This is a genomic window from Heminiphilus faecis (assembly GCF_008728965.1).
GTDB classification, from domain to species: Bacteria; Bacteroidota; Bacteroidia; order Bacteroidales; family Muribaculaceae; genus Muribaculum; species Muribaculum faecis.
On the sequence record NZ_VSMC01000014.1, the window covers coordinates 14,366 to 27,235 of the forward strand.

A 12,870-nucleotide genomic window follows, 5' to 3' on the forward strand; every position below is an offset into this window, starting at 1 on the left:
TTATTTCAAAATAGCTATGACATACATATTGAATGTGTTTTGGATAGCATATTGGACCGGTCAATTTAGTTGACCGCCGTACATTATAATATGGGGAATATTTCGTATCTTCGCGAAAAATATTCACGACATGGCAGAAAATTCCCTACTCTCACGTCTTGACGGTATAGAAAGCCGATTTGAAGAAGTGAGCACACTCATAACCGATCCGGCTGTCATCGCCGACATGAAGCGCTACGTAAAACTCACAAAGGAGTACAAGGATCTTGAAAAATTGACAAAGACCACACGCGCTTACCGTACACTCATTGACAATATAAAAGAAGCCCGCGAAGTACTTGATACCGAAAGCGACGACGAGTTGCGCACCATGGCAAAAGAGGAACTCGACGAAGCCAATGACAAAATACCGCAACTTGAAGAAGAGATAAAGCTATTGCTTATTCCGGCCGATCCCGAGGACGGGAAAAACGCCATTGTTGAGATACGTGGGGGCACAGGTGGTGACGAAGCCGCAATATTTGCCGGCGACCTGTTCAAGATGTACACAAAGTATTGCGAAGCCAAAGGATGGAATGTCGCCGTGACAAGTTTCAACGAAGGCACGGCAGGAGGCTTCAAAGAAGTTGTATTTTCAGTTACAGGCGAGGGCGTTTACGGTATTCTCAAGTATGAAAGCGGTGTGCACCGTGTGCAACGCGTACCGGCTACGGAGACACAAGGGCGTGTACACACATCGGCCGCTACAGTGGCGGTGCTCCCGGAGGCCGAGGAATTCGACGTCGAAATCAACGAAGGCGAAATCAAGTGGGATACATTCCGAAGTGGCGGTGCCGGCGGACAGAATGTCAACAAGGTCGAGTCGGGAGTGCGTCTGCGCTATATGTGGAAAAATCCCAACACAGGCGAAACCGAAGAGATACTGATCGAGTGTACCGAGACTCGCGACCAGCCCAAAAACAAGGAGCGCGCTCTTAGCCGTCTGCGTACTTTTATTTACGACAAAGAGCACCAGAAGTATATCGACGACATAGCGTCGCGTCGCAAGACCATGGTGTCTACCGGCGACCGCTCGGCCAAAATACGCACCTACAATTATCCGCAAGGGCGCATCACCGACCACCGCATCAACTACACTATATATAACCTGTCGGCATTTATGGATGGTGATATTCAGGATTGCATCGACCACCTTATTGTAGCCGAAAACGCAGAGAAGCTCAAAGAATCGGAACTTTAAGCTAAACCGATATTGTCATGACGCCTCCTCCACTGCCGCCGCCCATACCGCAACGAGAGTCTGAAAAGCGTTTTTCAATGCTTGACATAATCGTCATGGCTGAACAGATCTGCCGTCGGTTTCCTGTCACTATATGCTACATAGTCTACGCTGTCATAGTAGCCGAAATGTCAATCTGGGATTACAAGATTGACTCCGCATTCCAGTACACGGCTATACTCGGGCCTCTGCTCACGTTGGCCGCCTATATCTGGTGCGAGCCATATGCCAAGAGCAGGGCCGGTATAAAAACGTTTGTACAAGTCATTGTCAACTTGGCCATTATAGGCGATTTGGTATACATGCTTATGACCGAACACTTCGGCGAGGCCGAAACAGCGGGACATGCAGTAGCCGTAGCGGCATCGGCGATAGCCATATTCTTCGCCCCCGCACGCGGCAATGTCATTAAGGCATGGCGCTTCAGCTACCGGCAGACAGTATCGGCTGTTATAGCCGCGCTTATATCGTCGGCAGTCGAGATAGCCATAGTCATAATAATGATGGCACTCCTTTTATTGCTGAAATATGGCGACGACATGGCGCGCATGATTTTAACCATGGCCATAGTATTGGCCGTGGCGCTTCCTATGATGATATTCATCTCACGTATCCCCTATCCCGATGATGCCAATCTTGACCGACATGAGGAACCGCGCATCATAGTCGCGCTTGTCAAGTATCTGTTTCTGCCTTTGTTGGGCGCCTACATGCTGGTACTATATATATATGGCATAAAAATACTTGTGACATGGGAACTGCCTGAGGGCTACGTCACATGGTCGGTCACCGCGCTCGTAGCCGAGGTGCTTGTAGTGGAGTTTTTCCTGTTTCCGCTGTCGGAGAAAAGTCTGCGACCTCTCGGCGGATTGATTAAAACCGCACTACCGGCCCTTACACTTCCTCTGCTTGTGCTGATGAGTGTTGCCATAGGCTACCGTATCAACCAGTACGGTTTTACAACCGATAGGCTTTACGTGCTTACATTCAACATCTGGTGCTATATGATAATGGGCTATCTGTTTATCGACAGATGCCGTCATATAAACCCTATACCTCTCTCTTTCTCAGCAGTCATGCTCTTGACATCGATTATTCCCGGCTTCAACTACACCACGATTGGCGCAATGCTTCAGCGCGAAGACACGACAACAGACGATGACGTCATGGTAGAAACGATAGAGCTGCCTGACGAGGATGTCATTGAAGAGGTGCCTGATGAAGAAATCGATGCCGTATACAGCGGCTTGACCAAGAACAAAGGTATCGTCACCTACCGTTGGGAAGTGTCGCCTCACAAAATGATAACCATACCCCGGGGAGTCACCGGCATGAAGCCTTTCATGTGTTCTGTAAAAAATGTCATTCCCGACAAAGCAGGACGCATATCGACAGGTACATCGGAAGCCCGCGGCAAACTTAACATTGACAGCCTTGTGGCCGGCGGCGACTCGCTGGTTTTCAATCCGGTGCTTGTCAACGTTACCGGACGCCCCGACAAAAAGCTGCTCATAACCGCCATGACAGTGACCACAAGACAGCACAATGACTCGGTAAATGCCGGACAGCACTCTGTCAGCGCACGCATCGACGGCTACATATTTGAATACAATTTAAATACCCAATAATGAAACGCAACGAATTAATAGAAAACATCAAGCGCAAGGGCTCGTTCCTGTGCGTAGGTCTTGACACCGACATCAAGAAAATACCGTCGCATCTCCTCGACTCCGACGATCCGGTCTACGAATTCAACAAAGCCATCATCGATGCCACAGCCCCCTACTGCGTGGCCTACAAACCCAACCTCGCTTTTTATGAAGCAACAGGCGCACAAGGCTGGATAACTCTTGAAAAGACACTTAGATATCTGAAGGAAAACTATCCTGACCAGTTTATAATTGCCGATGCCAAGCGCGGCGACATAGGCAATACTTCAAAACTTTATGCCCGTAGCTTCTTCGAGCACCTCGATGTCGATGCCATAACAGTAGCACCTTATATGGGCGAAGACAGCGTGACGCCATTTCTCGGCTATGAAGGCAAATGGGTGATATTGCTGGCTCTGACTTCCAACAAAGGGTCGCGCGACTTCCAGTTTATCGAAGACAAAGAAGGCACACGCCTCTTTGAGCACGTGATAACCACCTCGCAGAAATGGGCTTCGCCGGAAGAGATGATGTATGTGGTAGGAGCCACTCAAGGCGAGATGTTCAAAGACATACGCCGTGTAGCTCCCGACAGCTTCCTGCTTGTTCCCGGTGTAGGTGCACAAGGCGGTAGCCTTGAAGACGTAGCCCGCTATGGCATGAACGCCGACTGCGGTCTTCTCGTCAATTCCTCGCGAGGCATAATATTTGCCTCGTCGGGTACTGACTATGCTGAAGCGGCGGCCAATGAAGCTGAAAAACTGCAAAAACAGATGCATGCCATCCTGTCGGAGGCCGGCATCATCTGAATTAATCAATTTTAGCACCTTTTCTCACAAATATGTAGTATATTTGCTCCTAATAAATATTGTCAACTTTATAATTTAACCAAAATGCAAAAGATAGACAACTACAACTTTGCCGGCAAAAAGGCAATTGTCAGAGTGGACTTCAACGTACCCTTGGATGAAAACGGTAAAATCACAGACGACACCCGTATCCGTGGCGCTCTTCCCACCCTCAAAAAAATTCTTGAAGACGGTGGTAGCCTTATAATCATGTCGCATATGGGCAAGCCCAAAGGCAAGGTAAACCCCAAGTTCTCGCTCGCACAGATCAAGGACGACGTAGCCAAGGCGCTCGGCCGTGACGTGAAATTCGCTCCTGACTGCGCCAACGCTGCCGAAGCAGCAGCCAATCTCAAACCCGGTGAAGTGCTTCTTCTTGAAAACCTCCGCTTCTATCCCGAAGAAGAGGGCAAGCCCGTAGGCATCGACAAAGAAGATCCCGGCTACGAAGCAGCCAAAAAAGAAATGAAAGAGCGTCAGAAAGCATTTGCCAAGACTCTTGCAAGCTATGCCGACGTGTATGTAAACGATGCATTCGGAACAGCTCACCGCAAACATGCTTCTACAGCTGTTATCGCCGACTCCTTCCAGCCCGACAGCAAAATGCTCGGTTATCTTATGGAAAAGGAAGTACAAGCCGTTGACAACATCCTCAGCAATATCAAACGTCCGTTCACAGCCATCATGGGCGGTTCAAAAGTTTCTACCAAAATCGGTATTATCGAGAACCTCATGGATAAAGTGGACAATCTCATCCTTTGCGGCGGCATGACCTACACTTTCGCCAAAGCTCAGGGCGGCAAAATCGGCAAATCAATAGTTGAAGACGATAAACTCGACCTCGCTCTCGACATCATCAAGAAAGCCAAAGAAAAAGGAGTCAATCTCATTCTCGGCACCGACTGTGTGGCAGCCGACGACTTCAGCAATGACGCCAAGACAATGATATGCCCCTGCAATGACATACCTGACGGATGGGAAGGTCTTGATGCAGGTCCCGAAACCCGTAAAGCATTCGCCGACGCCATACGTCCCTCGAAGACCATCCTTTGGAACGGCCCCGCAGGAGTATTTGAATTTGACAACTTCACCGCCGGCTCACGCGCCATAGCAGAAGCCATCGTAGAAGCTACCGACAACGGCGCATTCTCGCTCGTAGGCGGCGGCGACTCTGTAGCTTGTGTCAACAAGTTCGGTCTTGCCGATCAGGTGTCTTACGTATCTACAGGTGGCGGCGCTCTTCTCGAAGCCATCGAAGGCAAAGTGCTCCCCGGTGTGGCAGCAGTCAAAGGCTAAAGATTATATACTATTGAAAATGAAAGGTATGCGCTGTCAGCGTCGTACCTTTCATTTTTTTATAAATATCAAAACATGTGCTCCGAATACGACAACGATGAATTCTGGGAGTGGGTACACGCCAACTCCGATAATGACCCGGTAAAATTGCGACTTAAGTGGCAAGGAAAATTACCGTGGGCCAATCTCGCCATACTCCAGATAGAATGTCGACGCAAGTCACGCAAGAAGTTGGCCGAAGAACTCACCTGCCCTACTTTCTTTTTCCCTACAGCACTTTCGGCCGAACAGTGTACAAGCGACATCCTCGCCGACTTTCATGCATCGCTGATAGCTCCCGGATGTACCATGCTCGACCTCACATGCGGCCTTGGCATCGATGTATATCACGCAGCCCGTCGCGCATCGGAGGTCACGGCAGTAGACATGAACCCCGAGATAACCGGAGCAGTCAGGCACAATGCCGCCGCACTCGGCCATGACAACATAACGGCCGTCACCGCCGACTGCCGCGAATTTATCAAAAGCACCGACAAGCACTATGACATCGTGTTTATCGACCCCGCACGTCGAGGCACAAACGGAGAGCGCAGATATAGGCTGACCGACTGCTCGCCCGACGTGACATCAATGCTTGATGACATCGCGGCTGTCGCTGACAGACTCATACTCAAGGCTTCGCCCATGCTCGACATAACACAGGTGCTTCGCGAACTTCCCCACACGACCGACATATACGTTACCGGCACATCGACAGAATGCAAAGAGATTGTAGCCGATGTAATATTTGACAACAAGCACACGTCCGAGCCGGTAATACACGTCATGACCCCTCTGTACGACTTCTCGTTCACGCAAAGCGAGGAAGCCTCGGCCACCCCCGATTACGACCTGCCTGTTGCCGGAGAGTATCTTTACGAACCGGGAGCTGCCGTGATGAAAGCGGCTCCGTTCAAGTTGCTGTCGCAACGTTACGGGCTAAAAAAACTCCACCCCAACACGCATCTGTATCACTCCGCGGCCCGCATCGCTGACTTCCCCGGCGAGACATGGCGCATAGACCGCGTAGCCGACTTCTCGTCACACGAGATAAAAGCCATATCCCGGCAATACGACCGCCTGAACATAGCCACACGCAACTTCGACATGCCGGCCGACACCCTGCGCAAAAAACTGAAAGTAAAAGACGGAGGCACCCAACGCCTCATAGCCGCCACCCTCGCCGACAACAGCAAAGCCATGCTCCTCCTCTCCACGCCCTGACCCCGCTCTGTGACATTACCTCCAACCATCGGGTCAATGACTGTAAACAACTGATAAACAGCGGCTGTAGTAGGGACGCCAGTACCACGGCGTCCGGCTGCGACCCGAATGGTCTTCGGCAAAAGCCCGACAAGCATGACCATACGGATATGCGGGCGCCGTACTACCGGCTCCCCTACCGACTTGTTAACCTACCAAAATCAACCTACAACAGTGAAACAACAGATTATGTCAGAAAAGGAGCGTAACGAAATTCTTGAAAAAATAACAAGAGGACTTCAGTTGGCCAACGAGAATATGCTGCGGGCAAAGAAAGCACGTGGAGAAAAAGTCGTATACGCACGACCCAACGGCAAGATCTATACTATAAAAGCCAGTACAGCACTAAAAAAATACCTTGCCAACAAACAAGCCAACTCTTAAGCGACAACCGTCAGACCCTCGGTCGGGATCCGCTTACCGCACACTTGGTAACGAATGTGTCCCAAGTAAACAATACAGGGAATTCAATCAATACGTTGTATAACCTCCCCCACAACCCTTTTTCATGGAAGAGGCGGTAGAACGCACGCAGATTATACTTGTTGACCCAGTCGGGATAATAATTTATGGCATTGGCCGACTGATGCAAAAAACCTCCACAGGTAAAAACGATGCCTTTATAACCTGCATTTTTCAGATCCAAGGCAAACTGTTCCTGAAGCGGCGACCCCATGCCCACTATTGTAAAATCACTACCCGCACTGACTATATCGGCAATAGCTTTACAACGATCCTCCACATCTATAAAATAGCCATTGCGATAGCCGGCAATCGCCATCGACGGATAGCTTTTACGGAACTGGGCTATGGTACGCTCAAGAGTTTCCTGCCGAGTGCCCAAAAAGTATATGCTTCGCCCTACTCCCCGACCATTAAGATAAGAAAACAAATCGGCTGCCATACTCGACATATCGAAACTCAACCTCGGCACACGCCGCCCCCAGAGCAACCGTATAAGCCAGCACATAGTCATCCCGTCAACAAACAATCCATCCATTGATTCATACAATTCAGGATGACAGCGCACAAGATGATAAGAATACGGATTTACGCAAGTATAGACACGACCGTTTTCGGCAATAAATGTGCCTATCGGATACGTATAAGCGGAGTCTGCGATTTTTCGCACAAACCCTCGGTTATTCATAAAATTCAAACCTAAGATTTATAATATCTATATGGCCAAATGATGCCATATTGGTATCCTTGAATCAAAAAATATAATTGGAATACTCGTATTTGATCAGTTATAGGAGTACTCATCCCAACAATTAGGGCTGATATCAACCACAAAAGATTTGCTGTTGAGAATTTGCTTATAAACAAATCCTTCAATTTTAATCCTCTAGCAGCCACCACAAAAAAATTCAATTGAATAGAAACAAATACGATAGTACCGATAATACCCCACGAAGATAAATAATAACCTAATTGAATTTCAATCGGATAATTATTTTTAGCTGGTCCAACTCCAAAAAGTATTGATTTCAAAAGCCGCTCTATAGCCACTGCCAATTGTCCACTTCTAGTACCTAGTGAACCATCAGCTTCCTTTCCTGAAAGAGCATTAATTAATCGTTCGGAATATTTAATAGAATCAGAGACTACTGGTATTTCCCATGTTACAGCAACTATATACAAAAATATTATAAGGGCTATTACAATTGGAATTATTATTGTCTTTTTTAAAGCTGATATTTTTGAAAATACAAAAAAATATAATAGAGTTACAATAATAAATGCTAAGATTACTGATCTAGATCCAATCAGCATCATTACAATACAACTAACAAAAAACGTTATTGCTTTATGAGAATAAAATGTCAGAGCAATCGCATATCCAAATAAACAGACAAAGCCAAAATTATAACAAAATCCAAATGTTCCAGAATACCTTATATAATTCAATTCTCCATATTCAAAAACAGCATAGAGATTTGTTATTGCCTGAAATGACTCATTAAATTTTAATATGTCAAATATAAATGATAAGAGAGTCAGTACGACAACTGAGGTAACTAAAAAATAACTTTTCTCAAGTTTTATGCCCAGAACATATCCAATGATAAAAAAATATAAATAGAATAATGGTCGAAGTATATCTGAGAAATCTTTTAGGATAATTTCATTATTAATGAAAGGCTGTATTGCTAATGTTGCAATATATGTTAAACTCCATAAAAAGAATAATTTGTATATCGTGGGAAGTGGAAATCTATAAGACTTAGTTTCTAAAAAAAATGGTAGTGTAAGGACAATAATAGCAAACAAATATATTAATTGTCCTGTGCCCAATGAGGTATATCCCCAAAATGTTGGGAAATACAGAATTAAAAATAATAATAATACTGTTTTTAATTTAAATCTAAAATAAGTCGACGTACTCTTCAAATTGGTTCTTTTTATCATTTGAATTATTCCAAATTCTAGTGCCAATTACAGATGATTTTGTTTTCATCTGATTCATAATCTTATTAGTGATATCTTCCGTCTCTGGTCCCAAACAAGCACCAAATTCTTCAAATTCACTAATCTCAAATGTCGCGTCTTTCCAATATGAAGAATTTACGTCAAAATATTCTTTGGGTATTGCTTTTTCACTACCGACAAATGGAATACCTAAAGCAACTACTTCGCTAAGAACTATAGGACATCCTTCAAAGAAGCTGGGAAGTAAAAAAAGATTTGACTTAGCAATAAATTTGTAAGGATTACTTTGGTATGGAAGTATTATTATATCTTTTTCCAAATTTAAATCGCTAATAAATTCCATCAATTTACTTTTTAATATGCCCTCACCAATAATCAGTCCTTTTACATTTAATTGAGGATATTCCGTTTTTAGCTTTTTTATAACTTTAACTATTTTCCATTGTGCTTTTTGATAACAAAATCTACCAATGTTTGTAATATAACATGAATCGTTGTCTAATTCAAATTCAGTAATTGGCTCAGACGCCTGTTTTATTATTTCAGCCTTATCAATCCGATTGTTTATTGTAAATATTTTATTACTAGGGATGTTATATTCTTGAATTAAATCTTGTCGTATATTGTCAGAAACAACGATTATTTTATCTACTTTTGAATACGCCCTATTTATATCTGACTTAACAAACTTGTTAATCAAACTATTTAACTTGCGATATTGAATTGACAATATATTGTGAACTGTTACAATTTTAGTAGCATCTATGTCTAACTTTGATACAAGAACATTACTCCGTTCAAGAAATGAAAATATGATATCAGGAGAAAAAGAGGACGCATATTTTCTTAACTTCTTAAAAAGTATTTTTTGTTGAATATATTTAATAACAATATTCGCTGAATTATTTTTTAAACCTGAAGCAGCAATCGTTTCATTATTCCCATATAAAGAAAATATCTTAGTACTATATCCTTGAGATTTTAGGTAATTATTAAATTCCAACAATATTTTTTCAGCTCCACCTGAAGCTATTTGATCTATTACCAGTAGTACACGTTTATTCATCACTTAATGTTTTATCGTTTGATCTTATTAAAAAACATGTAATTTCCTACTGGCTACAACTAACAACTTTAATAACTTAGGCGATGTTAGATATGCAATATATCCTAATCGCTTAACTTTAGATGGAAGAAGTAATTTGGGAAATTTTTTATTCAATGATCCGCGATAATTTTCATACCATAAAAAGTCAAAATTGTCAGAATAAAAGAATGTTTGCCAAAATTTATGTAGATAGCAAAAAGTTTGAAACTCATTATTGAATTCTTCCATAAGCCCATTCTTATTTAATTCCGCCTCAATCAAATTTAACATTATTGATATATCTTTCTCTCCTTTTTTCCCAGACGATTTTACCAATGAGTTCTGATTAGTAAGCCTATAATGATATAATGGAATTTTAACAGTTGCTAATTTGGTCGCTTTTAAGTGAAGCATAAAATTTGCATAACAATCTTCACCCATGCTAAATCTTGGATCAAATAATATTTCATTTTTAGTATAAAGAGTCCTTTTCACTAATCGTTGCCATACATTGAAATGCATTTGATTCATACATAGAAATCTCTTTATGCCTTCTTTATTAGAACAGTCAAAATCATCAAGTACTATGGTCTCTTTATGCAACCGATTTTCATAAAACCCGCAACCAACTATATCCGCATCTGTTTCTATAGCACACTTATACATTAACTGACACATCTCTGGCTCCACCCAATCATCACTATCGCAATGAATTATATACTCACCTGAAACATTATGCAATGCAGTATTTCTCGCGCTTGGCAACCCCATATTTTTATTGTGATTGACAATTTTTACTTGATTACTACGCTCAGGATATTCTGAAACTATTTTCTTGAGAATTTCTATACTTTTATCCCGTGTGCAATCATTCACAAAAACGAATTCAATGCTATCTTTCATAGTTTGTTCCATTAGGGAGCGTACACATTTTTCAATGTACTTTTCTACACCATAGACTGGGACACAAACTGATACTTTTATGGTAGTTTCCATATCATTCACTAGCATTACACTCTATTCCATCAATAGTGAGTCCTGTTTTCAACGGTGGTATGATGGGAACAGAAACAGGGGACGTCAAGCGTTTGGAGAGCATAAATGCCATTTCAAACCGAAAATCATTAAACAATTCCTTTGCTCTATTAGTGGGAACTCCTGTTATTATATTTATTTTCCTATTTTTTAATTTATTGTGCTTCAGCCACAATCCGAGAGCCGTTTCAGCAAGATAGCCAAATACACGGCGCTGACGCGTATAACCGGAAATTTTTATCCTGCTTTCAGTAAGTTGAATTATAGGAAAAATGAAGTTGCAGTATTCATAAAACTTCTCTTTTGACATCAGCATCATATTGCATTGACTGAATTTATTTTCCATAAAGTAATATGAAATTACATCCTCTTTGTATTCAGGAAATAGTGATAAGATTGAATCGATAAAAACCGTTGCATCTTCAAGACATGTCCAATAGACAAGTTCATTGTAGACTGATGTTGAAAGTGTAAGTGGTTTTGCCAATAAAATGTCACGTGAGTTCATCGCCTCACTTAATTCCGCATTTGTCATTTTGAAATAACGGCGGTAATGACAGAGACCGATGTAGTCGACGTCTTTGAGGTTTTTCCATGCCCAGTAGAGAGCGGTGAGCTCACAGTAGGATCCGTTTTTCTCGGAAATGTTGTCGCCGGTGTTGTCGCATTGGAATCCGAGGTCGAGTTCAGGGTGGAGTGCTTTGCCGACTTGTATTGGCATGTAGATATCGTCTTGACGTATATTAGGGTCTGCCTTATGGCAAGCCACAAGTATCTTTATTCGAGGCTGTTTCTTCTCATCCATTGCTTTACTATTTAAAAAGGTTGAGGACTTGAGCGATGATGGGAGCCATGTCGTAATACTTGTATTCGGCGAGGCGGCCGCCGAAGATTACATTGGGCTCTTGCGTGGCGAGGGCGCGGTATTGCTCGTAGACGGCTTGGTTGCGGGCGTCGTTGACGGGATAGAACGGCTCCATGCCGTCGCGCCACTCGGTTGAGTATTCGCGCGAGATGACCGTCTTGGGGTTTTCATATACGGCGGCCCCGAAGGTCTCGAAGTGCTTGTGCTCGATGATGCGGGTGTAGGGCACGTCGGCCGAGGTGTAGTTGACCACGGCATTGCCCTGACGGTTGGCCTCGTCAAGAGTCTCCGTTTCAAAGCGCACGGTGCGGTATTCGAGCTTGCCGAAGCGGTAGTCATAAAACTCGTCGATTTTGCCGGTAAACACAATCCGGTCAGCCATCGACTCCCAATGCGCGCGGTTGGCGAAGAAGTCAGTGTCAAGCTTCACGTCGATGCCGTCGAGGAGTCCGTCGATCAGTCGGTTGTAACCGCCTATGGGTATGCCCTGATATGAGTCGTTGAAGTAGTTGTTGTCAAAGGTCATACGTACCGGCAGACGGCGTATGATAAAGGCCGGAAGCTCCGTGCACGGGCGCCCCCACTGCTTCTCGGTGTAGCCCTTTATAAGCTGCTCATATATATCCTTGCCGATAAGTGTAAGTGCCTGCTCTTCAAGATTGCGCGGCTCGGTCACTCCCTCGGCTTCCATTGCGGCAACGGCATCGCGGCGCTGCTCTTCGAGCTTGGCCTGCGCCTCGGCGGGAGTCCTGACTCCCCACATCTGATAGAAGGTGTTCATGTTGAACGGCAGATTATACAACCGCCCGTCAGGAGCCTGTGCCACAGGAGAGTTTGTGTAGCGGTTAAACGGCACAATGGAGTTGACAAAATCCCACACCTCACAGTCAGACGTGTGGAATATGTGCGCCCCATACTTGTGCACGTTAATCCCCTCAATCTCCTCGCAATAGATATTGCCGCCCGAATGAGGCCGCTTGTCGATGACAAGGCATCGCTTGCCCCGCTTCCGGGCCAGATGCGCAAACGTGGCGCCGAACAACCCGGCCCCCACTATCAGATAATCATGATTCATT

At 44.4% G+C, this 12,870-nt stretch carries 12 protein-coding genes; 6 read left to right on the forward strand and 6 right to left on the reverse strand.

Annotation, left to right across the window (positions count from 1 at the left end):
* Positions 1–130: 130 nt before the first annotated feature.
* From prfA to FW767_RS07385, 6 genes are all read left to right on the forward strand, one after another.
* A complete protein-coding gene (gene prfA / locus FW767_RS07360) occupies positions 131–1,240 on the forward strand; it encodes a peptide chain release factor 1 (protein WP_121699403.1) in 1,110 nt (369 codons plus the stop codon).
* Positions 1,241–1,257: 17 nt separating this feature from the next.
* Complete coding sequence (locus FW767_RS07365; protein ID WP_121699404.1) at positions 1,258–2,907, forward strand: DUF4153 domain-containing protein; 1,650 nt, start codon at positions 1,258–1,260, stop codon at positions 2,905–2,907.
* Positions 2,907–3,737 carry an orotidine-5'-phosphate decarboxylase gene (gene pyrF / locus FW767_RS07370; RefSeq protein WP_121699405.1) on the forward strand — a complete coding sequence of 277 codons (831 nt, stop codon included), beginning with the start codon at positions 2,907–2,909 and terminating at the stop codon, positions 3,735–3,737. The genes FW767_RS07365 and pyrF overlap by 1 nt, the downstream gene beginning before the upstream one ends.
* A gap of 84 nt (positions 3,738–3,821) precedes the next feature.
* On the forward strand, positions 3,822–5,072 hold the full coding sequence (locus FW767_RS07375; RefSeq protein WP_121699406.1) for a phosphoglycerate kinase: 1,251 nt from the start codon (positions 3,822–3,824) through the stop codon (positions 5,070–5,072).
* A gap of 75 nt (positions 5,073–5,147) precedes the next feature.
* A complete protein-coding gene (locus tag FW767_RS07380) occupies positions 5,148–6,335 on the forward strand; it encodes a THUMP-like domain-containing protein (RefSeq protein WP_121699407.1) in 1,188 nt (395 codons plus the stop codon).
* Positions 6,336–6,548: 213 nt separating this feature from the next.
* Positions 6,549–6,758, forward strand: a complete 210-nt coding sequence (locus tag FW767_RS07385) for a hypothetical protein (RefSeq protein WP_147438772.1) — start codon at positions 6,549–6,551, stop codon at positions 6,756–6,758.
* Positions 6,759–6,768: 10 nt separating this feature from the next.
* Here FW767_RS07385 and FW767_RS07390 read toward each other — a convergent pair whose 3' ends face one another.
* Genes FW767_RS07390 through glf form a run of 6 tightly spaced genes read right to left on the reverse strand, consistent with a single transcriptional unit; the run spans position 6,769 to position 12,869 of the window.
* Positions 6,769–7,506: a WecB/TagA/CpsF family glycosyltransferase gene (locus FW767_RS07390; RefSeq protein ID WP_205523856.1), complete on the reverse strand. Its 738-nt coding sequence runs from the start codon at positions 7,504–7,506 to the stop codon at positions 6,769–6,771.
* A gap of 29 nt (positions 7,507–7,535) precedes the next feature.
* Positions 7,536–8,813, reverse strand: coding sequence for an O-antigen ligase family protein (locus FW767_RS07395; RefSeq protein WP_147438773.1), 1,278 nt, complete (start codon positions 8,811–8,813; stop codon positions 7,536–7,538).
* Entirely contained in the window at positions 8,743–9,873 is a 1,131-nt protein-coding gene (locus FW767_RS07400; RefSeq protein WP_121699411.1) for a glycosyltransferase, read from the reverse strand. The genes FW767_RS07395 and FW767_RS07400 overlap by 71 nt, the downstream gene beginning before the upstream one ends.
* 27 nt (positions 9,874–9,900) lie before the next feature.
* Positions 9,901–10,905, reverse strand: coding sequence for a glycosyltransferase family 2 protein (locus FW767_RS07405; protein ID WP_121699412.1), 1,005 nt, complete (start codon positions 10,903–10,905; stop codon positions 9,901–9,903).
* The gene (locus tag FW767_RS07410) at positions 10,892–11,734 is read right to left on the reverse strand and encodes a DUF4422 domain-containing protein (RefSeq protein ID WP_121699413.1); all 843 of its coding nucleotides are present in this window, start codon (positions 11,732–11,734) and stop codon (positions 10,892–10,894) included. The genes FW767_RS07405 and FW767_RS07410 overlap by 14 nt, the downstream gene beginning before the upstream one ends.
* 7 nt (positions 11,735–11,741) lie before the next feature.
* Entirely contained in the window at positions 11,742–12,869 is a 1,128-nt protein-coding gene (gene glf, locus FW767_RS07415) for a UDP-galactopyranose mutase (protein ID WP_121699414.1), read from the reverse strand.
* Between the last annotated feature and the right edge of the window lies 1 nt (position 12,870).

Coding starts and splice junctions, on each gene's coding strand:
- prfA (WP_121699403.1), top strand. CDS start 131: ATGGCAGAAAATTCCCTACTCTCACGTCTTGACGGTATAGAAAGCCGA.
- FW767_RS07365 (WP_121699404.1), top strand. CDS start 1,258: ATGACGCCTCCTCCACTGCCGCCGCCCATACCGCAACGAGAGTCTGAA.
- pyrF (WP_121699405.1), top strand. CDS start 2,907: ATGAAACGCAACGAATTAATAGAAAACATCAAGCGCAAGGGCTCGTTC.
- FW767_RS07375 (WP_121699406.1), top strand. CDS start 3,822: ATGCAAAAGATAGACAACTACAACTTTGCCGGCAAAAAGGCAATTGTC.
- FW767_RS07380 (WP_121699407.1), top strand. CDS start 5,148: ATGTGCTCCGAATACGACAACGATGAATTCTGGGAGTGGGTACACGCC.
- FW767_RS07400 (WP_121699411.1), bottom strand. CDS start 9,873: ATGAATAAACGTGTACTACTGGTAATAGATCAAATAGCTTCAGGTGGA.
- FW767_RS07405 (WP_121699412.1), bottom strand. CDS start 10,905: ATGCTAGTGAATGATATGGAAACTACCATAAAAGTATCAGTTTGTGTC.
- FW767_RS07410 (WP_121699413.1), bottom strand. CDS start 11,734: ATGGATGAGAAGAAACAGCCTCGAATAAAGATACTTGTGGCTTGCCAT.
- glf (WP_121699414.1), bottom strand. CDS start 12,869: ATGAATCATGATTATCTGATAGTGGGGGCCGGGTTGTTCGGCGCCACG.